Raw genomic sequence first — 21,871 nt, 5'->3', positions numbered from 1 at the left:
GTCGACTCAGCCGCCGTTGTCGTCCTCTACTGTGCTGGACTTGGCCTGCTCTTTAGCTTGCGAGGATAGAGACTGCGCCTTGCGAGTCTTCGAATTTTCAGCGTCCCTCCTGAAAAGCGTTCTGAGCATCTTTACGGTGTCCAGTGGTTTGATCACCGGTCGAAGACGCCGGCTGGCATGCTCATCGGCTAGCTCTACCAGCGTTTGAAGATCCTCTGGTGTGACATCTATGAACGAATCCATTTTCTGCAGTGCTGCGGCAAAATCTTCCTCAGTAAGTACCGCGGCTCTCTGGGCCGTACGAATAACAGGGCGAGGCTGGCGCTGCGCCAGATGGGCAGGATAGCGGCGCCACGCGAAGAAGGCGTTGAAGACGACAGCGACGGTCATGAGAATGAGGGCATTGGCAAGGACCGGCATGAGTACGAAACCGAAACCCTGCTCGGTAACGCCTGCACCACCGGTCACTGCAAGCAAGGCTGCTGCGCCGCCCGGCGGGTGCAGGCATCGAAGATAGTGCATGGCAACGATGGCAAGTCCAACCGCAACAGACAGGGCGAGGCCGCTATCGGCTATCAATTGCTGGCAGCTCACGCCGACCATAGCTGAAACTAGATAACCGCCCAGAAGGGGCCAAGGTTGCGATAATGCCCCGTGGGGCGCTGCAAACAGCAGTACTGCCGAGGCACCAATAGATGCAGTCAGCCAGACGGACTGCTCTGCCCCAGCGTAATGAGTGCCAAACAGCACGATGGCATACATACCCAGGGCCGCACCTATACCCGAAAGCAGTTTTTCCTTATGGCTGGTAGCGTTGTCTCCCAGGCCGATGAGAAGGAAGAATTCATGCCAAAACTTTTGCACTACAGACCCACTGACTTCATTAATTACCAGTACAAATGATCGATTGAATAGAGCTGGCGGATTGTAGGTTGAAACCTGGATCACTGATAATGAATTTGAGCGATACTTAGTATCAATATTTTCGATGTATACGGTGGTAGCGTGATGGACATCAACCTGGCCAAAACTTTCATCGAAGTCATGAACTCACGCAGCTTCATTCGAGCTTCGGAAAAGCTCAACGTGACCCAGACTACTGTCACGACAAGGATTCAGAACCTGGAAGAGCAACTGGGGGTGCCACTTTTTATCAGGAACCGCTCAGGTGCTTCACTGACGCCGGAGGGTGAACGATTCGCCCCTTATGCCAATTCTCTGGTCCAGACCTGGGCCAGGGCGCGCAACGACCTGCGCAATCCGCAAGGGGATCAGGTCTGTCTTCGATTGGGTGGTGAAACCAGCGTGTGGAATCCGCTGCTACTGAGCTGGCTGCTCTGGATCAGGCAGAACGAGTCGGCGATCATCTTCGATGCCCGGGTCGACACCTCGGCGAACCTGACCAGCGACCTCGAGCACGGCGTACTTGACGCGATCATCGTTCACCGCCCCGTATACCACCCGGGCCTCGTGGTGGAGCAGATACTGGAAGAGAAGCTGATCCATGTTCAGTCAAGTGAGCGGTCGGAACCTGACATCTTCGTGCAGTGGGGTGATGAGAATTCGGGTGATTTCAATGCTGGTCTTCCGCGTCCAAAGAAAAACACCTACGGCTTCAATCTGGGCTTGTTAGCGCTGCACACCATGTTGGCGAGTGGCGGGAACGGTTGGTTCAGGACGAGAGTTGTGGATCAGTACCTGCGTGCGGGCAGCTTGATTAAAGTGCCCGGGTCACCGGAGTTCACCTATCCACTTTTCGTCAATCACAGGCTGGATATGGGTTCGCCCGAGCTGGATGCCATTCTGTCCGGCCTCCGACAGGTCGTCGCAGAAGATCCGGCCTGGATCGTCTAATGGGTTGAACTCCGGTAAGGTTACGCCATCAATCACTGCAAAAGGCGCCAGGTATGACAGCACCCTCGAACAAGACACAATCTGCGGCAGACGCGCTCGTTCAGGCCCACCGTACTGCTCGGCAACTCGACGTAGAACCCTTCAGGCTCAGCGGTGAAGACGAAGCCTACCAGGTACAGGCGCTAGTCGCGGATGAGCTTGGTCTGCAAGCTGGCTGGAAGCTTGGTCTGAATGCGGAAGGCCGGGTGGTTTTCGCGCCTTTGTATGCCGAGCGAACTCATCGCTCGCCAGCTACCTTGAGCAGGCAAGGGTTTAATCGCTTTCTGCTGGAGAGTGAACTGGCAATCAGCTTCCGCCAGCCACTTCCTCCACGCGCTGAACCCTATAGTCTCGCGGAAGTCCAGGCGGCAGCCGGCTTTATTCATTCCGCATTCGAGATTGTTGATACACGCTTCGCAGCCTGGCCGGATGTCGAGCCACTCTGGCTGCTGGCGGATGGTCTGAGCCATGGCAGTTTTATTCTGGGTCAGGGCGTTGAGCTGAAGGATCCGCAGATGCTCACACACGCCGCTTATGAGCTGGTAGTGAACGGCGAGCTTGCTCAGAAGGTTGAACGAGCTCATCCACAGCCAGATCCGTGGGACTCGATCCTGCAACTGGCCAATCATCTCAGGGCGCAGGAACTGGGAATAGGCGAGGGTGACGTCATTACCACAGGTTCATTTTCCGGCGTGACGCCTCTCGAGCCGCATCAGTGGGCAGAAGTGCGTTTCGCAGGCATCGGAGGCTGTAGGCTCAACCTGGTCGAATGCGAAGGCCTGCCAGATAAGCGAAAAGTTAGCCCTTCCTGATGCAAACACGCGTACTGTCTCTTATATGGTCTGGTGCTACCTGCAGCGTCAGACGCGCAGGCAAAGGTAAAGAATGACCTCAATTCGTGTTCGCTATCAAACTGTTGAATTCGGTGATGTCGACATCCATATCCGTTCTCTGCGCGACAGTCAGCAATTTTACGATGCTGAAGGCATTGCCGAAAAACTTGGCATTTCATCCGCCAGCTGGCCGATTTTCGGCATTGTCTGGGGGTCTGGGGAGGTGCTAGCCAGATATCTCTACGACATTGATATCGCGGGCAGGCGTGTGCTGGAAGTTGGCTGTGGTATAGGCCTGGCGAGCCTGTTGCTGAACCATCGGGGCGCCGATATCACTGCGACTGATTATCACCCAGAGGCAGGCAATTTTCTGGCAGAGAATGCCAGGCTGAATGGCGACAGGGATATTCCCTTTCTCCGCACAGGCTGGGCCGATGATGATGGCGCGCTCGGCCTTTTCGATCTTATCGTCGGTAGTGATCTGCTCTACGAGGCCGAGCATGTCGATCTGCTGTCGAAATTCATCGACCGTCACGCGAGGCCTCGTTGCGAAGTCATCCTCGTCGATCCTGGACGAGGCAATCATGCGCGCTTCAGCAAGCGAATGGTGGCTTTGGGTTATGTTCATACCCAGGCGCTATCCGTCCACGGTGCGGCACTCAATCCACCACTACGGGCACAGGTGCTTCGTTATATCCGCAGCTCTCCTCAAGAGGTGTATTGACTACGCAAGCCTGTCATGGCGTAGTGGGCATCTAATAATCGCAACTACACTGACAGCCGAAGATGACCTCGATGAAACTGGAATCAATTGCACTGCATCACGGATACAAGTCTGAAGCGACTACGCGCGCAGCCGCAGTCCCTATTTATCAGACAACCTCCTACACCTTTGATGACACCCAGCACGGCGCCGATCTGTTCGATCTGAAAGTTGCCGGCAATATCTATACGCGAATCATGAATCCGACCAATGCAGTGCTCGAAGAGCGCATTGCAGCAATGGAAGGTGGCATAGGGGCGCTAGCCCTCGCTTCAGGTATGGCAGCAATCACCTATGCCATCCAGTGTTTATGTGAAGTCGGCACTAACATCGTTAGTACAAGCCAGCTTTATGGCGGAACCTATAATCTGTTCGCCCACTCTTTCCCACGTCAGGGCATTGAAGTGCGTATGGTGTCTGCGGACGACTTCGATGGTTTCGAGCGCGCCATCGATGAGAACACAAGAGGGGTGTTCTGCGAGTCCATTGGTAACCCGGCAGGTAATGTCGTCGACATCGAACGCCTGGCGAAAATTGCTCATGCCGCTGGTGTGCCGCTGGTGTGCCGCTGATTGTCGATAACACGGTGGCCACACCATATCTTTGCCGCGTCTTCGATCACGGTGCCGATATCGCGGTCCATTCTTTGACGAAGTATATCGGGGGGCACGGTACTTCGGTCGGGGGCGCGATTGTCGACTCTGGCAGCTTCGACTGGACCAGAGACAAGAAGCGCTTTGCGGTGTTCAATGAACCGGACCCTTCATATCATGGCGTCGTCTACACCGAAGCCCTGGGAGAAGCCGCTTTTATTGGCCGATGTCGCGTCGTGCCGCTGCGAAATACTGGTGCCGCCTTATCGCCAATGAATGCATTTCAGATACTTCAGGGCCTGGAGACGCTTGGCCTGCGCATGGATCGTCACTGCGAGAATGCCGAAAAGTTGGCCAGCTATCTGCAGAAGCATGACAAGGTCGAGTGGGTGAATTATGCAGCCCTTGCAGACAGCCCATATTTCGATACCTGCCGGAAAATCACGGGTGGACGAGCATCCGGTATCCTCAGTTTTGGCATCAAGGGTGGTCAGGCCGCTGGCGCACAGTTCATTGACGCCCTGCAAATGATTTTGCGACTGGTCAACATAGGTGACGCCAAGTCTCTGGCCTGCCATCCGGCATCGACCACTCACCGTCAGCTCAATGATGAAGAGCTGGCGAAGGCAGGCGTTTCGCGCGATCTTGTTCGAATTTCAGTAGGCATTGAACACATCGACGACATCATTGCAGACGTGGCACAGGCATTGGAGGCAATAGCATGATCAGCGCAATGGAAGCGCTTGCAAGACTGCAGGAAGGCAATCGGAGATTCGCAGCAGGCGAGGGCGGTAATGGCAGCTCCGATGCGGAGCGACGAAATCAACTGGTCTCTGGTCAGGAGCCGTTTGCAATCATACTCGGTTGCTCGGACTCGCGCGCACCTGCCGAGATTCTTTTCGATCAGGGGCTTGGCGATCTATTCGTGATTCGTGTCGCAGGTAACATCGTGGCGCCTTCACTGGTCGCCAGTATCGAGTTTGCGGCAGAGCGGTTCGGTACCCGTCTCGTCGTGGTGCTCGGCCATTCCAGCTGCGGAGCTGTTCAGGCCACAATTGAGGAGTTGAAGCGACCACCGGAAGAGCGTTCGCCGAACATGCGCTCAATTGTCGGACGTATCCGGCCTTCTGTTGAAACGCTACTGCAGACCGACCTCGAAAAAAGCCCGGAGAAACTGATGCACCATGCTGTGCGCGCGAATATCCGCTCTTCCGCCCATCAATTGCGTAACGGCTCTCAGGTACTGGAGCAACTGACCGAGCAGGATGGGCTGCTGGTTGTGGGCGCAGAGTATTCTCTTGAAACCGGACTGGTGGACTTTTTTGACGGTCTACCGAGCAAGACCAGGCGATAGCCTCTTCTGAACGGCGCTCCGCAGGTCTTCGTTAGCTGCACTTGAAATCCTGCAGATCGTCGACACTATATGACGAATGATTTTTACTCCCCGTGGAGACGTTGATGATGAAGCCAATTAAGGTCCTGATGCTATCCCTGCTGTTTGGGGCAGGTGCTGCGAATGCTGCTGGCGCCGACGCCGAAGTCGTGGAGGTTTACAAGACTCCGTGGTGCGGCTGCTGCACCGCCTGGGTCGATCATCTGGAGGCGAATGGCTTCGAAGTCAAGGTTCACAAGATCGAGGACCTTGCCCCCCTCAAGCAAAAACTTGGCGTGCCATCTTCACTGCAGAGCTGCCATACGGCAGAGGTGGGCGGATACACCTTTGAGGGTCATGTGCCGGCGGAAGATATGCAACGGGTTCTGAAGGAAAAACCTGATGTACAGGGACTTGCGGTTCCGGGTATGCCCATAGGATCGCCTGGCATGGAAACGGGTGGGGAGCCTGACAGATACGATGTGATTCAGTTTGGCCAAAAGGGGCAGTCTGTCTACTCGAGCCATGTGGGATTGCGTGAGCCGCCGTCCGGGAAACATTGAAAAGAATGGCCAAGCAGAGAGCGAAGCCGCCGCCGCTCTCCGCTTGGTGTCAAAGTTCGCTCCCACTCCGGAGTAAGCGGAATAACAGAAAAGTTAAGCGGCGTTCAGTTCTGTTTCAGCTTGGCCTGTTTAAATGAGTCTGTAAGCAAGAAAAACCCAGAGGACTCGACCATGAACATGATTATCAAGACACTTGCGATTACCTTGACGTTAACTGCAGCGGGAATGGCTTCAGCAGGTACCGGACTGGCCGATCGAATCAATGAAGCGCGGACGTATCCCTTCAAGACCGCTGGCGATGCTTTCTTGGCCAGTGAATCACATCGCAAGGTTGTTCAGTTGGTGAAGGAGATTCACAAGATCGATCCAAATTCGGTTGATCAGGCTAAGCGCGACGAGTTGCATGAGCAACTTCACAGAGAGCTCGAGTTGCACGCTGTTCGGTAGTCGAACAGGACTGTACATGTCTGCCCTAATGGCCACGGATGGCTATCGTTGGACTACTCTCAGCCATCGTGAGCTCGACCCGTACACATAGGCCGCCAAGTCTGGCCGATGCTGAAATGTCCATCACACCCCCATAGTCACTGACAAGCTCTCTTACGATAGCGAGCCCAAGTCCGTGGCCTTCGCGCTGATCATCGATACGGAAGCCACGATTACCCAGAAGTGAACGTTGATCTTCAGGTACGCCAGGCCCGTCATCCTCCACCTGAATGCAGAACTGGCGGCGCGAGCCTTTCAGGGTGACAACGACGACGGAACTCGCCCACTTCCCGGCATTGTCCACCAGGTTTCCCAAAAGCTCATTGAAATCCTGCTCTTCGATAGGCCAACGGTCACTGGGGCCGAAACCACTCTCTAACTCAAAACGCTTCTGCGGGTACAGGCGCCCAAGCATCCACAGCAAATTGCGAGTCTGGCTCGATAAACTGGCCGTCTTACCGGCCTGTGGACCTGATAGGCGATTCCGGCGCAGCTCAGCGTCCAGTTGGCGATGCAGTGTTCGCAGCCGGTCAGTCATCTGCTGACGCAGCGCCTGATCGATTTCAACAGTCCGGTCCTCGAGGATCTGCGTCAGGGCTGTAACCGGGGTCTTGATGCTATGCGAGAGATTGCCCAGCGCCTCTCTGGACTTCCGTACTTGTTTGTCTAGCGTATCGAGCAGACTGTTGAGCTGCCTGACGAGGCCAAGAAACTCAACCGGCGTAGCCTGGTCGAAACGACTGATCCGCCCGGCCTGCAGGTCGGCCAAACTGTGGCGAAGCGCCTTCAGTGGACGCAGTGAAAGATGAATCGCCGCAATAATGAGCACAACGAGCATGCACAGCAGGACAACGGAGACCACCCCGACCCAGAGGTGAAGTCTGGCCTCATCACTTTCGAGCTGTTCGAGATCCTCTGCAACAATGACCACGCCCGGCTGACCTTTGATATGGAACGGTTGTTGAACCGCGTAGAGGCGCCTCTGGTCGACGACGATGAACAGTTTCTCAGATGTGGTGGGCAACTCAAGGGGCTCCAGGGTTGCAGCGAGATCCTGCGGATTTGACCAGCTCTGCAAGCCGATCCTGATCGCCACCATATGGTGGAAGGCTTCTGCAAAAAACGTATCACTCTCGAACCAACTGTCCAGATCGGGATACTCTTCCTCGATCCTGCTGACAATATAGTCGGCCTCCTGCTGTAGCCGATCGCTGAGAAAGTTCCTGAGCATGGCATCCATGAGTGCGCCATGAACGACCCAGGCGATCAGCATCAATACAGTAGCGAATGGGAGCAACCAGAGCAGGAGTGTACTTCTGATCGAACGGCGGGCCCTAGTCATCAGGTTTGAAGCAGTAGCCCTGGCCGCGCATGGTCAGAATCGAGGACTTTCCGACTATGGCGCGGAGCCGATGAATATAGGCTTCGATGGTATTCGCACTTGCTTCCGTATCAAGATCATAGAGCTGTTCCAGAAGCTCCTGCTTGGAAATGATCCAGCCTGGTCGACTCATGAGGGCCCTCAGCAGACGAAACTCTGTTGCGGTGAGGACTTGCCAACCGTTGGTCGTCTGGACCTGCTGTCTGTCACCGTCGAGAACGAAGTTGCCGGCACTGAGTCGGTTCTCCGCGCGACCCTCACTACGGCGAACGAGGGCGTGAAGTCTGGCCAGAAGTTCTTCCATATGAAAAGGCTTCGCCAGATAGTCGTCTGCGCCTGCTTTCAGGCCATTGACCTTGTCCTGCCAGTCGCCTCGGGCAGTGAGAAGCAGAACAGGCAAGCGCTTGCCAGCCTCGCGCCATCGGCGAAGAATATCGAGACCACTGCCATCCGGCAAGCCTATATCGACGACGGCGACTTTATAATCTTCCTGCAGGCCGAGCTGAAGCGCGCTTTGCGCGGACCCCACCTGATCAACTACGAAGCCACCAGCCATGAGATTTCTGCAGGTAGTTCGTGCCAGCATCAAGTCATCTTCGACCAGTAGTAATCTCATTATGGATGACCAGTCAGATTTGGAAAGTGGAGGGTTTTGCGCCAGCTGAGCAGAATGCCTCACCAAGCTTAAACGAAACTGAATTCAATGACTTTACGCCGCTGTTACAGAAAAATGAAATCACTTCGGCTTTCCGGAATTTAAGCGAATTTACTTTGCACTGCCGTCGGGAGTCTGCTAAAAATTGATGATGAATCGCAGCGCAATAAAATTCTGGTTGGTCCTTACATTGGTATTTCTGATGCCGATGCAGGTCTTTGCGGCCGGAATTCAGTGTCATACCGGTACGCAGCAGTCATCGAACATTGCTGGTTCATCGCATGCGCATACTGGCTCTGCAGATCACCTTTCCAATATCGATTCTACTGAGCTAGCCGACGACTCACATGTCCAAGGGGCACATGAGAAGAGTGTTCAGAAGCAGGCCCAGTGCACACACTGCTCTCCATGCTGCGCGGGTTCCATTCTGATGCTCGATTCCGGATCAGATCTTTTCGAAGCCAGAGCGGTTCACGTCGGCTCTGATCCAACTTCGCTTTACGTGTATTCATTACTCACTGCGCTTGATCGCCCCCCTCGAATTACCTCCATTTCCTGAGTCTTGTCAAACGTAGATCCTCGGCTTGATTTTGATTGTCCTGCCGATATCTGAAGACGAAGTAATGTGAGGACCTCATGTCTTTCAAATTTCATACCCATATTGTCTACGGTTTCTGTTTGCTTGGCCTTGGCGCCGCCTGGACAGCCCATGCCGAAGAGTCTCCCGTCGAGTCGGAGGACAGCTGTGTCTGCGAAAGTTCCGCACAGGAGGGCGTATCTGCACGCAAGGGCGTAGCAGTCATTGATGACTGGAAGCCCGTCTTCGCTGACTACGAGGCTTTCAACGAACAGCCAGTGTTGTCTTGGGAGCGCCTCAACGAGCGTGTCGGAAAAATTGGGGGTTGGCGCGTTTACGCGATGGAGCCCTATGAAGACGATGAAGAGATGTCTTCTGAAGAGATGCCTTCACATGGAGGTGATCACCAATGAATACGCTCAGACCACTACGTCCTGCGCTGCTACTTGCCATAGTCATTGCCAGTGGTTGCGCCTCGGTCGATATCTCTGAATCAGTCAAGCAGACCAATGACCGCGCGAGCGCTTTCACTGGTGGTGAGCTGCAACTTGGCGCAGCAGACGAACAGCGATTGGAAATGCAGACCGCTGCAACCGAACTGCTGAAGCAGCCCCTTGGCGAAGCAGAGGCAGTTCGAGTTGCCCTGTTGAACAGTCCGCGTATGCAGTTGCTCGTTGCCCGGTACTGGGCAAACGCTGCAGCCATTGCCGATGAAGGCCGCATACCGAACCCTGTTTTTGCCTTTGAGCGCATCGAGGTCGGTGATGAGCTCGAAATCACCCGCGCATTGTCGATTGGACTGATCGATATCCTCACTTATCCACAACGCTACGACCGTGCCCAACAGGCCCTGGCAGCCGCTCAGCTTGGATTGACTTCGACAGTCATCGGAGAAGTCACTGCTGTTCGTCAGGCATGGGTACAGGCCGTGGGTGCGCGTGAGCGTCTCGGGTATGCCGAGCAGGTGTATCAAAGCGGTGAGGCAAGTGCCGAACTGGCCCAGCGTATGAAAGCCGCCGGTAACTTCAGTGAACTGGCGCGAGCCCGTCAGCAGGTGTTTTATTCTGATGCTGCGACGTCGCTGGCAAACGCCCGGCATGAGGCACTGCGTGCCCGCGAATCACTCGTGCAAATCCTGGGTCTTACAGAAAAGCAGTATGGCGCTCTGAAGTTACCAGACAGGCTACCGAAAATACCTGACGCGCCGGTCAATGCCGAGGCCATAGGCACCATGGCGGTCGAAGAACGGCTTGATGTGCAAATGGCTAAAGCGGAGTTTGAAGCCGCCGCAGAAGCCCAGGGCTTCACATTATTGACCAGCTTTACCGACATCGAGGTGGGTGCGATTCGTGAGACTGCCTTTGGAGACGAAGGGCGCGAGTCCGCCTGGGGCTACGAGTTCGAATTGACCCTGCCGCTGTTCAACTTGGGCGGGATGGCCAGGGAAGCCATGAATGCCAGGACTCTGGCCGCGGCGAATAATCTCGAGCTCACGCTGCGTACGGTCAGCTCCGAACTTCGAGCGCAGTATTCGACCTATCGTAGCGCCTACGATATCGCGCTGCACTACCGCACCAATGTGATTCCGCTGCGACAGAAAATCATGGATGAATCAGTGCTGCGCTATAACGGCATGATTATCGGTGTCTTCGAATTATTGGCAGATTACCGAAGTCACGTCGCCGCGGTGGTTTCGGCAATCAATGCGAATCAGGCCTTCTGGATGGCCGAGGCGGGCCTGAAGTCGGCGCGCGCTGGCGTATCCATGGGTGCCGCTTCATCTCTTTCCGATCAACCAAATGCTTCCGGAGGTGACGATGAAGGTCACTGATCAGCGTCAACTGGCCGCCGCAGCGGCACAACGACGAGACTTTCTGAAATTTGCCAGCATGACTGGCGGTATGGTCGCTGCTGCAGGCGTCAGCAGGGTAGCCATGTCGGCATTGCCTGAGCCTGTGATTCAGACCAGTACCGATACCATGCCACCGCTCGTTCCTGAAACAGGACGCCCTTACAATCCGGTCGTCACGCTCAATAGCTGGACACTGCCTTGGCGCATGAAGAATGGCGTGAAGGAATTTCACCTTGTCGCCGAGCCCGTGGTACGTGAAATGACGCCCGGTTTCAAGGCGCATCTCTGGGGGTACAACGGCCAGTCGCCAGGTCCAACCATCGAAGTAGTTGAAGGCGACCGGGTGCGCATCTTCGTGACGAATCGTCTGCCGGAGCATACCAGTGTGCATTGGCACGGCCAGCGCCTGCCAAACGGTATGGATGGGGTGACAGGGCTCACGCAGCCAGCCATTCCCGCTGGCAAGACCTTTGTCTATGAATTCATGGCCAGACGGCCGGGTACCTTCATGTACCACCCACACGCCGACGAAATGACACAGATGGCCATGGGCATGATGGGCTTCTGGGTAACCCATCCAAAGGGCAAGCATCCGCTCATCGATCCGGTCGATCGAGACTTCTGCATCATGCTCAATGCCTATGACATCGATCCTGGCAGTTATACGCCGAAGATCATGACCATGCTCGACTTCAATCTGTGGTCGTGGAACAGCCGAATCTTCCCGGGGATCGATTCACTCAACGTGCGTCATAACGACCGGGTGCGCATCCGTGTCGGTAACCTCACCATGACCAATCACCCCATGCATCTGCACGGTCATGAATTCGAGGTCACTGGCACCGATGGCGGGCCAACACCGAAGGGCTCGCGCTGGCCAGAAGTCACCGCCGACGTAGCCGTCGGGCAGATGCGGCAGATCGAGTTCCTGGCCGATGAGGAAGGCGATTGGGCGTTTCATTGTCACAAGAGCCATCACACCATGAACGCCATGGGCCACGACGTGCCTACGCTTATTGGTGTCGATCATACTGGCCTGACGAAAAAGATTACCCAGCTGATTCCGGATTATATGGTCATGGGTGAGCGCGGCATGGCCGATATGGCTGAGATGGATATGCCGATTCCAGAAAATACTGCGCGGATGATGACCGGGGAAGGCCAGTTCGGCTCTGTTGAAATGGGCGGCATGTTCAGCATGGTCAAGGTTCGCAAGAATCAGGCGAGAGGGGATTACAGCGATCCAGGCTTTTACGATCATCCCAAGGGTACGGTGGCCTATGAGTTTGAGGGAGAGGTGCCGGTGGCCAGTCGGTCAAACGACGCAGGTGCATCTTCGATGAGCCCAGTCCACAAACCGTCAAAAGACATCGAGGTCAAGGTACGAAAACCGGGTGCCGATTCAGGTAGCCATGAACACTAAAAGTAAACCAATGTTGTGAAAAGGGAGTAAGTCATGTTTAAAAGTATGATTGGTCGGTTGAAGTACGCGGCGCCGCTTTTTTTGGTGTTAGGGAGCTCATTGGTGGCGGCCCACGGCGACAAGCACAAGGCTGAAGCCAGTGGACCTGTTGACAAGACCCAGCAGATCTGGGGTGTGGCTGCTGATGCGGGCAAGAGCGACAAGACGATCACAATGGCGTTGTCCGATAACATGCGTTTCTCGCCATCCAAGGTCACTGTCCAGGAAGGAGATACAGTGACTTTCAAACTCAAGAACGACGGCGCCATCATGCACGAATTCGTGCTCGGCACCAAAGAGACTCTCGAGGAGCATGCTGCGCTGATGGTGAAATTTCCAGGCATGGAGCACAGCGAACCTTATATGGCTCACGTACCCCCGGGAGAAACTCGAGAGGTAAACTGGACCTTCAACAAGCCTGGTGACTTCGATTTCGCCTGTTTGATCGCAGGTCATTATCAGGCCGGCATGGTTGGTACAGTCACCGTCGAAGTAAAATAAATCATTCAGATCGATTCAACGAAAGGACATCAGCAATGACTATCAAGCATTTTGTATTGGCAAGCGCACTTCTGACAGTTTCACTGGCTAACACTTTCGCAGTCGCCGATTCAGGTCACGGCCATGATAAAGCCATGAAGAAGGATGGCGGTAGGATGATGGAAGACGGCAAGATGATGGAAGGTGACATGGGCAAAATGGACGGCATGATGAAAGACAAGCATGCCGACGCCATGACGAAGGGAACCCTCCGTAAAGTGGATACCGAAGCTCGAACCCTCACCATCAAGCACGGCCCTATCAAGAACCTGGGTATGCCGCCAATGACCATGGTTTTTCAGACTGAAGACAGTGTCGATCTGAGCGAGCTGGAAGTTGGCGACAAGGTGGAGTTCAAGGTCGTCGACCAGGGCGGCAAGATGACGGTAACTGAAGTCAAAGCAGCAAACTGAGGATAGGAGGGCACCCACAGTGAAGAGACGATCATCGCTCGCAGACCCTCATCGCCGGGAGCTGCTCAGAATGGCGGGGGCTGGTTTTTTTCTCACCGGCATCAACAGCGTTCTGCCTTTGCCTGCCTGGGCTGCCACTGCTGCGCAGGGGCTGGCCACACATGAGATCAAGGATAGGTATGATCTCACGGTGGGCTATGCGCCGCTCACGATTGACGGCCGGCAGTCCAGGGCTACTGCCATTAATGGCACGGTCCCGGCGCCATTGATCAGGCTGCGTGAGGGCGACTTCGTCAATCTCAATGTGACCAATGAACTCGATGATGATAGCTCGATTCACTGGCATGGCATTCTCGTGCCCTTCCCGATGGATGGGGTGCCGGGCATCAACTTCAAAGGCATTCCATCCGGTGACACCTATCATTACAAGTACCGCCTCAAGCAGGCAGGGACCTATTGGTATCACAGCCACAGCCGGTTTCAGGAGCAGACCGGCATGTACGGTCCCCTCATCATCGAGCCCAGAGAGCCGGAGCCGTTCAAGTATCAGCGCGACCATGTGGTAGTGCTTTCCGACTGGGCTTTCGAAGATCCTGAAACCATTTTCAGGAACATCAATCTCGCAGGCGATTACTATAACTTTCAGCGTCGCACGGTCGGCGACTTTTTTGATGAAGTCAGTCGAAAGGGTCTCGGCGATGCGATTGCCGATCGCGCTGCCTGGGGCAAGATGCGCATGATGCCTGTCGATCTGGCCGATGTGACCGGTCATGCATACACCTACCTCATGAACGGCAGCTCGCCCGATATGAACTGGACTGGTCTTTTCGAGCCCGGAGAGACAATTCGCCTCCGATTCATCAACGCTTCCGCGATGAGCACCTTTGATGTGCGGATCCCGGGACTCGACATGACTGTGGTGATGGTCGATGGAAAGCCGGTCAGGCCAGTCGAATTTCATGAGTTCAGAATTGGTGTGGCCGAGACCTACGATGTGCTCGTCCGACCGACGGCCGAGCAGGCTTTCACCATTTTCGCTGAGTCACTCGATCGCAGTGGCTTCGCCCGCGGTACACTGGCCCCGGAAGCCAACATGACGGCAGCAGTTCCGGCGCTGCGGCCAAGGCCGGTGCGGGATCTGGCTGATATTGGCATGGGCATGATGGATGACATGCAGCCTGGGGATGAGTGGGACGGCCCGGATGGCAAAAAGGAGATGAAGAAAGGTGGCATGAAGAAAATGCCCAGTATGAAAGGTATGAAAGAGGGTGACACCGCCGTGCCAGGACCAGACGGCCCCACACCTTTCAAGCCAGACAAGAGCAATACCAATGTCGCCATGGTCATCTCCAATCCACAGGATCGACTTGGCGAGCCTGGCATCGGTCTCGGAAACGATGGCTGGAAGGTGCTTACGTACAAGGATTTGCGGTCAGCAGCTCCACAGCCCTATAAGGCTGAGATAGATCGTGAAATGACCATCAATATCACCGCGAACATGGAGCGCTACATGTTCTCCTTCGATGGCAAGAAGTTCAGCGAGCACGAAGGCCCCTATCTGTTCAAGCACAATGAGCGTTTGCGCCTGTGGATGGTGAATCACACGATGATGGAGCACCCGATCCACCTCCACGGTATGTGGATGCAGCTCGAAAATGGCGGCAGTAATGACGAGATCCCTTTCAAGCACACGATACTTGTCAAGCCCGGAGAGAAGTTGGCGGTCAGAATAACGCCGATCGAAAAAGGCGACTGGGCCTTTCACTGCCATCTCCTGTATCACATGGAGGCAGGGATGTTCCAGGTCATGCGTGTGGCATAAAGGAGAATCAAGATGAAAAACTGGACAGTTACGATCCTTGCGATTCTGTCTTTGGCTACCCTCGCCACTCATGCGGTGAGGGCTGAAGAGCGAAAAGGAGAGATTCCCAATGCGGCAATCACGGCGCCGCTACCGGAGGATTATGACGATACCCCTGCGCCACCGCCTGAGGGCAAGGCCATTCGTAAGATGGCTGTGGATGAGCCTGGCAAAGCGGCTGGTAATTTCGGAGCCCTGCCGGTTCATGACGATGGGATTTTCGCAACGCTCGCTTTTGACCGTTTTGAGCAACGTTTTCAGGATGGGCCTGACATAGCGCTCTGGGATCTTACCGGCTGGGTTGGTGAAGATTACAACAAGCTGTATATCGAAAGCGAAGGCACTGCAGATACCGAAAATGGTGGCATCCAGGAAACTGAAATGGAGCTCCTTTATGGTCGCAACATCGCCAGCTTCTGGGATCTGCAGGTAGGCCTAAGACACGATTTCATTCCCAGCAAGGCTGATCGAGATTTTCTGGCCTTTGGTGTGCAAGGGCTTGCACCCTACTGGTTTGAAGTTGATGCCACAGCCTACATCAGCGACGATGGCGATGTGTCTGCCATTGTCGAAGTCGAGTACAGCATGCGGCTGACCCAGCGGCTCTACCTGCAACCACGATTCGAAACTTCGCTCGCCTTGCAGGACGTGGAGGCTTATAACATTGGCTCAGGCGTCAATGGCTTCGAACTCGGGCTGCGCATGGGCTACGAAATCGTACGGCGCTTTGCGCCCTATATCGGCGTCGAGTGGGAACAGAACGTGGGCTCTACCAAAAACATGCTCGAAAAAGCCGGTGAGGATACGAGTAAAACGGCGGCTGTTGCCGGTCTGCGCTTCTGGTTCTGAAAAAATATGTACCGCCTTCATCCACCATTGAGCAAAGGGCGTATCTGCTGAGGCAATACGGTTTGAAAAAGAGGAACGAATGACTGCGATCAAGACAATTCTCGGACTGCTCATAGCCGTGGTTCTCGGTGTCGTCGGCTTCGCTTAGTCGGGCCTCTACAACGTGGCCGCAGACGATCCGCACTTCGGCGTCACGCGCTGGCTTTTAAATACCACAATGGCTCGCTCGATCGCCGTTCGTGATGACGATATCGAAGCGCCCGATGATCTCGAATCGAGCGCCAGGATAAACCGCGGAGCTCAGATGTATGCCCGCATCTGCGCTGGCTGTCATCTAGGCCCTGGCGTCGACCCTACTGCCATACACGTCGGGATGAAACCGCAGCCACCGCGGCTGAAGGAGCACATTGAGCATCACGCCCCGGGCAACCTGTTCTGGATCATCAAGCACGGTATCAAAATGTCAGGCATGCCTGCGCTCGGGCTTAGTCTCGATGACGATAGGCTATCGTCGCGATGGCCGGCGATGGCATTAATGATGCGCCTGCGCGGGCGCATGCCGACGTCGGTATTGCCATTGGCACGGGGACGGATATAGCGATGGAGAGTCCATCTATTACGCTGGTGAAGGACGGCTGATGGGCATTGCGAAAGCGCATCGACTCAGTCTGATGACCATGTCCAACATTCGTCAGAACCTCATCTTTGCCTTTGCCTACAATGCACCGGCATACCCCACCGTTAGTCTCCAGCGCAGTCCGATGATCGCTGTGGCGGCCATGCGTCTGTCGTGGGTCTCGATCATTGGCAATGCGCGCCTAGGTATTCGCTTACTTTAACTGCTCTGCCACAGCCGATCTAGGCTGAGGATTACACCGTACCTCCGACTGTGAAAGCCACAGCACGACCTGAGCTTTCCGTCCACGATCAAACGTCGGGTTGCTCGACCGATCATTTCTGAATCCGATCAAGGAGAATGGCATGTCTCACACTGACAAATTCAAAGATTGTATCAAAGCTTGTCTTGACTGTTTCGCTGAATGTAATCATTGCGCCTCTGCATGCCTTGGCGAAGACGACGTCAAGATGATGGCGAAGTGCATTGCGCTGGATATGGACTGCGCAGATATCTGCGCGACAACGGCAGCGGCAATGGCCCGCGATAGCGAGCACGTCGCGCACCTCTGTCGCGTCTGCGCTGAAATATGCGAAGCCTGCGGTGCAGAATGTGAAAAGCACGAGGCCGATCACTGTCAGAAGTGTGCCGAAGCCTGCAAGCGCTGTGCGCAGGAATGTCGCAAGATGGCGGCGTAATGCTTCATGGGGACGGGTCTTTTTGCCCCGTCTCTTCCTGTACCTCCACAGATGGATTTAACGCATGAGCGACCCGTATAAGTCTGGCAGTCTCTCTCTTACAGGCGCTGTGGCGATGGGCACCGGCGTCATGATCGGTGCTGGCATCTTTGCCCTCACCGGGCAGGTGGCCGAGATGGCCGGACCAATCTTCCCGCTCGCTTTTCTTGTGGCCGCTATCGTCAGCGGCTTCAGCGCCTACAGCTATGTAAAGATGGCCAACGCCTATCCCTCTGCCGGTGGCATCGGCATGTTTCTCGAGAAGGCCTATGGGCGCAGTGTGATGACCGGCGCCTGTGCACTGCTCATGGTCTTTTCCATGATCATCAACGAAAGCTTGGTGGCACGTACCTTTGGCACCTATACCGTGCAGGCCTTTGGGGGTAGCAAGGACTCTAATTGGGTACCAATTCTTGGTGTACTGCTTATCGCGGCGGCCTTTGCGGTTAACGTAGCGACGAACAAGCTGATCAGCCGAATCTCAATGGTGGCTGCGGCCCTCAAAATCGGCGGCATTCTGGTCTTCGCGGGTGCGACGCTATACATGGCGGGATTTTCCTTCGCGCCTGCCAGCAATATTGGGAGTAGCGACGGGCCAGCAGGCGGAGCGCTGGGCTTCGTGGCAGCTGTCGCATTAGGCATCCTTGCCTACAAAGGATTTACCACGATCACCAACAGTGGCAGCGAACTCAGCGATCCGGAGAAGAACGTCGGCAGAGCCATCATCATTTCGCTGACCATCTGCCTTGTCGTCTATCTGCTCGTAGGCTGGGCAGTCGGCTCAACAATGACCATACCAGAAATTGTTCAATCTAGAGATTACGCGCTGGCAGAAGCCTCACGACCTGCTTTCGGTGAGTACGGCGTCTGGTTTACAGTTGGTGTCGCCATAATTGCAACAGCCTCGGGCATCCTCGCCAGTATCTTTGCGGTTTCCAGAATGATGGCGATGCTCACGAAGATGGAGATCATCCCACACCGTCACCTGGGCATGAGCGGTCATATCCAGACACATATGCTGGTGTACATCTGTATCACCGCAGCCTTGCTAACGGTATTCTTCGATCTCAGTAGAATCGCTTCTCTGGGTGCGATTTTCTATCTCATCATGGATATTGCGGTTCATTGGGGTGTTTTCCGCTACCTCCGAAACGACATCGACGCCAAGGGCTGGGTGATGATCACGGCGATCATCCTTGATCTCATCGTGCTCGTTGCCTTCATATGGCTGAAGTGGCGACAGGACATATATGTGCTGTACTGGGCGACAGGCGGCGTCGTCACCATCTTTGTGCTCGAGCGGCTGTTTCTGCGCTTTCATTCAAATTCGGATGGGGAGGACCGTAACTATGTCAGTCCGGCCGATTGGAATGAGACGAAGGAAAAAAGATAACTCGTTTGCCCTTTTCGAATAACTTACTCAGTTTGGAAGGCTTGTCTGGTGACAGGGAGAGTTAAAATGGTGAGGGACAGACTGAGTCCGTCCGCTCTGGTTGTAGAGGGTGGCGCCATGCGGGGGATTTTCGCTGCTGGCGCACTGGATGGATTTCACGAGCGCAGGTATCGTTCATTCGACTTCTGCATCGGTGTGTCGGCGGGGGCGACCAACCTGGCAAGCTGGCTTGCGGGGCAGCACTCACGTGCTTTTACCGTAATTACCGACCACTCCCGGCGTCCGGAGTTCATCAATTTCCGGCGCTTTCTGAGAGGTGGTCATGCCCTCGATCTCGACTGGATGTTCGAAATCTGTCTGAAGGAAATACCGCTGGATCAACAGGCCCTGTTCGCTCAAGCTACGCCGCTCATCGTCGTCACTACCTGCGTGGAAACCGGTCAGCCGGTATACACTCACGCAACGCTCGAGAACGTGGAGCGCTTGCTGAAGGCTACCTGCGCGGTGCCGCTCGCCTACCGCCACTCTCCCGAGCTCAAAGGTGTAGCTATGGCAGATGGCGGCGTGGCTGATTCCATACCAGTCGTGGAAGCCTATAATAGAGGCGCCCGCCACATCACCGTCCTGTTGTCACAAGCGTCTGGTTATCGCATGGCATCCTTTAAAGCGCCCTGGCTCATCAGGCGAGCGATGGCTCGGACCCCAGCGCTGGCTGAAGCTATTCTGCGACGTTCAGTACGCTACAACGAAGCAATGGACTTTCTTCAGAAACCACCCGAAGACTGCCAGGTTCGTATCATCGCCCCGCCCATAGAGTTTGGCGTCAAGCGCTTCACGAAAAATCTATCGAGACTTGAAGCGGGGTACCGGATGGGAAAAGAAGCCGCCGAGGTGTATTACCATGAGCAGATGGAAGTAAATGTGAGCAGCGGCTACAAACGAGCAGGTTAGGCCAGTCAGCCTTTCCGGGTGGGACCGTTGTGCATGATGTCCCCGGCTGTTCATCATCTGGCAGAACAACAGGGCGCAGGACATGGCTAAGATGATGGCCAACTGCATTGTTCTGGACATGGACTGCGCCTCGATTTGTAGTACGACAGCCGCGGCCATGTCCCGAGGCAGTGAGCACGCTGGTCCCCTCACAAGAGTGTGTGCAGAAATTTGTGATGGAAGTGTGCAACGGGGCGCGAAAATCTATAGGGCGTTTCCCATCACTCCCCCGCCAATCTGTTCTGGATCGTCAAGCACGGCATCAGGACGATAGGAATGCCAGCCATGGGGCCAAGCTACACCGACGATCAGCTATGGGATGTGGTCGCGTTTCCAGATCGTCTGCCAGAGCTGGATGCCAAGGCCTATCGAGATTTTTAGTGGCCAGACACGCTTAAGACCCGATTATTGGGCTGGAACAACTGAGTTCATTTCCCGTCGGACTTTGCTTGTTCGCTCATATATGACTTTCCGCATTCTGTTCATGGCGCCCAGCGGCTCATGTTCGGGCAAGCTGTTCCAGGGGTTGAAAGCGACGTTCTCGCAGAACGTATTTTGATCATCTGTATCGAAGGTTTGTTTGGGAAAATGGATGCGCGCCACCGGAATAAAAGGGGCCTGCTCTTCTTCCCATTCGACCATTGAATTTTCGACACTCATTTCGTCGCTTGCTCGAATTTGAACCAGAAACTCCATGCAGCTCGCACTTTGATCGAGGGTGGTCTTCATTGCCTCGCGAAGATAATCATCGCCTGGTTCAGAGTCGTCGGGAGGCTCATTCGCCTTGGCGGTACAAGGACGAGTTGAATATTTCACCGCCTTCCGGTCCTGCCCCTTGCCAAGTTGAAAAGGAACCTCTGACCAATATCGGGTATATAAGGGGTTGGCTATCTGTTTATCGGTCATCTCCAGCGCAATAAGCGAGCCTTTCAGCCCCAAGTGGAAGGGAATGGCCAATTTCGTCCAGAATCCGTCAGACGAGAGATGTCGATGCACACCCACATACGTTGCAGGTGCCTTTGCGAAAAAGACGGGGTGGCTAATGAGAATAAAATCCTGCATTGTCGCTTGCGCGGCGCTTTGCCAATCGGCCTCGGCCGGCGAAGACAGTAGCTTTACAGCCATACCCCTGGCGTCTCCCTTGATGTCTGGACGGTAAGGATCAGGATTGCCATTGGAGAAACGCACCCACGCAGGATAGGATCTACCCGATTGAAACACGCCCTGGCTCAATGACTTTGGCAGATCGTCCAACACTTCGAACTCTGCTTTCAAGCAGCCGTGAGCTTTTGGGTGAACATCACGGCGCGCCTCGCCGCTGGTGTATCGGTCACGGATAATATCTTCGATGAGGTTGGCTGTTTCATGGGCCATAAGCGCCTCATCGGGATATAGTTTTTCCCCTAACACCGGATCCACTTCGGGATATGCCTTTTCAATAGTAGCCGTTTCTTCAGTGGAAAGGGGCTGAGGCTGGGTTGCTGTCGAACTGCAACCAGCTAGTACAAGTTGAAGTGATATGAGTGGCGGCAGAAATCTCATGGCAAAGTCCATTTTGAGTATTTTGAATCGGTGCGCTGTATCTTGCTGATTGAATAGAACGGATCGCAATCGATACGGGAGCAGGAGACGAGCGGGTCATGATACGCCTGAATGATTTCGCCACCGCGCGCTTCGCGGGTGCTATTCAGTTGAAGGCTACAGACATCGCTCTGCTTGCTGCCCGGGTCAAGTATGTAAAATTCTCCTGCCACTGAACCTGAAGTCATCGCCATGTGAAAAAGTATGCAGTCATGCTATCGCTCGTATTGCTGGCTACGGTCCTGAAATGAGGGGCTCGGCTGGCACCTGTACAAGTACAGACACCCTCGCTGGAAGCGCTGGAATCGACTCGCCGCCACCTCACGAGACAGTGGCGATAGCAACCCACCATATAGTTATTACGCATGCAGCCCGCCCGGCGTTGGTTTCAGAACCGGCACGGTGGACGCAGCAATCCAGGCTGATTTGGTGATCGTATCCCAGCTGTTCCTCAAGGGAGA

Annotated in this window: 21 protein-coding genes and 3 pseudogenes; 20 read left to right on the top strand and 4 right to left on the bottom strand. The window is 54.9% G+C overall.

Going from position 1 to position 21,871, the window contains the following annotated elements; translation table 11 throughout:
- Positions 1-6: 6 nt before the first annotated feature.
- Complete coding sequence (locus ACH3PB_RS12455) at positions 7-864, bottom strand: HPP family protein (protein WP_416395285.1); 858 nt, start codon at positions 862-864, stop codon at positions 7-9.
- Between the two features lie 144 nt (positions 865-1,008).
- Here ACH3PB_RS12455 and ACH3PB_RS12450 point away from each other — a divergent pair, with 144 nt between their 5' ends.
- The 7 genes and pseudogenes from ACH3PB_RS12450 to ACH3PB_RS12420 all read left to right on the top strand — a co-directional run bounded on the left by ACH3PB_RS12450 (position 1,009) and on the right by ACH3PB_RS12420 (position 6,464).
- On the top strand, positions 1,009-1,854 hold the full coding sequence (locus ACH3PB_RS12450; protein WP_416399454.1) for a LysR family transcriptional regulator: 846 nt from the start codon (positions 1,009-1,011) through the stop codon (positions 1,852-1,854).
- 53 nt (positions 1,855-1,907) lie between these two features.
- Positions 1,908-2,705: a 2-keto-4-pentenoate hydratase gene (locus ACH3PB_RS12445; RefSeq protein WP_416395283.1), complete on the top strand. Its 798-nt coding sequence runs from the start codon at positions 1,908-1,910 to the stop codon at positions 2,703-2,705.
- Positions 2,706-2,778: 73 nt separating this feature from the next.
- The gene (locus ACH3PB_RS12440; RefSeq protein ID WP_416395281.1) at positions 2,779-3,450 is read left to right on the top strand and encodes a class I SAM-dependent methyltransferase; all 672 of its coding nucleotides are present in this window, start codon (positions 2,779-2,781) and stop codon (positions 3,448-3,450) included.
- 71 nt (positions 3,451-3,521) lie between these two features.
- Positions 3,522-4,807 (top strand): annotated as a pseudogene (locus ACH3PB_RS12435) (O-acetylhomoserine aminocarboxypropyltransferase/cysteine synthase family protein).
- The gene (locus ACH3PB_RS12430) at positions 4,804-5,436 is read left to right on the top strand and encodes a carbonic anhydrase (protein ID WP_416395279.1); all 633 of its coding nucleotides are present in this window, start codon (positions 4,804-4,806) and stop codon (positions 5,434-5,436) included. The pseudogene ACH3PB_RS12435 and the gene ACH3PB_RS12430 overlap by 4 nt, the downstream one beginning before the upstream one ends.
- A 104-nt stretch (positions 5,437-5,540) precedes the next feature.
- Entirely contained in the window at positions 5,541-6,017 is a 477-nt protein-coding gene (locus ACH3PB_RS12425; protein ID WP_416395277.1) for a DUF411 domain-containing protein, read from the top strand.
- A 171-nt stretch (positions 6,018-6,188) separates the two neighbouring features.
- Complete coding sequence (locus ACH3PB_RS12420) at positions 6,189-6,464, top strand: hypothetical protein (RefSeq protein WP_416395275.1); 276 nt, start codon at positions 6,189-6,191, stop codon at positions 6,462-6,464.
- 25 nt (positions 6,465-6,489) lie between these two features.
- On the opposite strand, the gene ACH3PB_RS12415 is transcribed toward ACH3PB_RS12420, so the two are convergent.
- The gene (locus ACH3PB_RS12415) at positions 6,490-7,845 is read right to left on the bottom strand and encodes a sensor histidine kinase (protein WP_416395273.1); all 1,356 of its coding nucleotides are present in this window, start codon (positions 7,843-7,845) and stop codon (positions 6,490-6,492) included.
- Positions 7,838-8,500, bottom strand: coding sequence for a response regulator transcription factor (locus tag ACH3PB_RS12410; protein ID WP_416395271.1), 663 nt, complete (start codon positions 8,498-8,500; stop codon positions 7,838-7,840). The genes ACH3PB_RS12415 and ACH3PB_RS12410 overlap by 8 nt, the downstream gene beginning before the upstream one ends.
- A 675-nt stretch (positions 8,501-9,175) precedes the next feature.
- Between ACH3PB_RS12410 and ACH3PB_RS12405 the strand changes: the two genes are divergently transcribed.
- The 13 genes and pseudogenes from ACH3PB_RS12405 to ACH3PB_RS12345 all read left to right on the top strand — a co-directional run.
- Entirely contained in the window at positions 9,176-9,529 is a 354-nt protein-coding gene (locus ACH3PB_RS12405) for a hypothetical protein (protein ID WP_416395269.1), read from the top strand.
- Positions 9,526-10,947 (top strand): TolC family protein, encoded by a 1,422-nt coding sequence (locus ACH3PB_RS12400; RefSeq protein WP_416395267.1) that lies wholly within the window; start codon positions 9,526-9,528, stop codon positions 10,945-10,947. The genes ACH3PB_RS12405 and ACH3PB_RS12400 overlap by 4 nt, the downstream gene beginning before the upstream one ends.
- Positions 10,934-12,391 (top strand): multicopper oxidase family protein, encoded by a 1,458-nt coding sequence (locus tag ACH3PB_RS12395; protein ID WP_416395265.1) that lies wholly within the window; start codon positions 10,934-10,936, stop codon positions 12,389-12,391. Before ACH3PB_RS12400 ends, ACH3PB_RS12395 begins: the two co-directional genes overlap by 14 nt.
- Positions 12,392-12,424: 33 nt before the next feature.
- A complete protein-coding gene (locus ACH3PB_RS12390) occupies positions 12,425-12,931 on the top strand; it encodes a cupredoxin domain-containing protein (protein ID WP_416395263.1) in 507 nt (168 codons plus the stop codon).
- A gap of 35 nt (positions 12,932-12,966) precedes the next feature.
- The gene (locus ACH3PB_RS12385) at positions 12,967-13,383 is read left to right on the top strand and encodes a copper-binding protein (RefSeq protein WP_416395261.1); all 417 of its coding nucleotides are present in this window, start codon (positions 12,967-12,969) and stop codon (positions 13,381-13,383) included.
- A 19-nt stretch (positions 13,384-13,402) separates the two neighbouring features.
- Positions 13,403-15,205 (top strand): copper resistance system multicopper oxidase, encoded by a 1,803-nt coding sequence (locus ACH3PB_RS12380; RefSeq protein ID WP_416395259.1) that lies wholly within the window; start codon positions 13,403-13,405, stop codon positions 15,203-15,205.
- A 12-nt stretch (positions 15,206-15,217) separates the two neighbouring features.
- Complete coding sequence (locus tag ACH3PB_RS12375) at positions 15,218-16,093, top strand: copper resistance protein B (RefSeq protein ID WP_416395257.1); 876 nt, start codon at positions 15,218-15,220, stop codon at positions 16,091-16,093.
- A gap of 217 nt (positions 16,094-16,310) precedes the next feature.
- The gene (locus ACH3PB_RS12370) at positions 16,311-16,691 is read left to right on the top strand and encodes a c-type cytochrome (protein WP_416399453.1); all 381 of its coding nucleotides are present in this window, start codon (positions 16,311-16,313) and stop codon (positions 16,689-16,691) included.
- A pseudogene (locus tag ACH3PB_RS12365) lies at positions 16,601-16,932 on the top strand (haloacid dehalogenase); the annotation flags it as partial. The gene ACH3PB_RS12370 and the pseudogene ACH3PB_RS12365, both read left to right, overlap by 91 nt.
- 142 nt (positions 16,933-17,074) lie before the next feature.
- The gene (locus ACH3PB_RS12360) at positions 17,075-17,407 is read left to right on the top strand and encodes a four-helix bundle copper-binding protein (protein ID WP_416395255.1); all 333 of its coding nucleotides are present in this window, start codon (positions 17,075-17,077) and stop codon (positions 17,405-17,407) included.
- A gap of 64 nt (positions 17,408-17,471) precedes the next feature.
- Positions 17,472-18,839 (top strand): APC family permease, encoded by a 1,368-nt coding sequence (locus ACH3PB_RS12355; RefSeq protein WP_416395253.1) that lies wholly within the window; start codon positions 17,472-17,474, stop codon positions 18,837-18,839.
- A gap of 66 nt (positions 18,840-18,905) precedes the next feature.
- Entirely contained in the window at positions 18,906-19,790 is an 885-nt protein-coding gene (locus ACH3PB_RS12350) for a patatin-like phospholipase family protein (RefSeq protein ID WP_416395251.1), read from the top strand.
- A gap of 276 nt (positions 19,791-20,066) precedes the next feature.
- Positions 20,067-20,111 (top strand): annotated as a pseudogene (locus tag ACH3PB_RS12345) (hypothetical protein); the annotation flags it as partial.
- Between the two features lie 123 nt (positions 20,112-20,234).
- Here ACH3PB_RS12345 and ACH3PB_RS12340 read toward each other — a convergent pair.
- Positions 20,235-21,371, bottom strand: coding sequence for a catalase family protein (locus ACH3PB_RS12340; RefSeq protein WP_416395250.1), 1,137 nt, complete (start codon positions 21,369-21,371; stop codon positions 20,235-20,237).
- Positions 21,372-21,871 lie beyond the last annotated feature (500 nt).

The sequence above is a fragment of the Allohahella sp. A8 genome (assembly GCF_047946665.1).
GTDB lineage: Bacteria > Pseudomonadota > Gammaproteobacteria > Pseudomonadales > Oleiphilaceae > Allohahella.
Note: the sequence above shows the minus strand (reverse complement) of the source record. Positions and strands in the feature narration are given on the sequence as shown.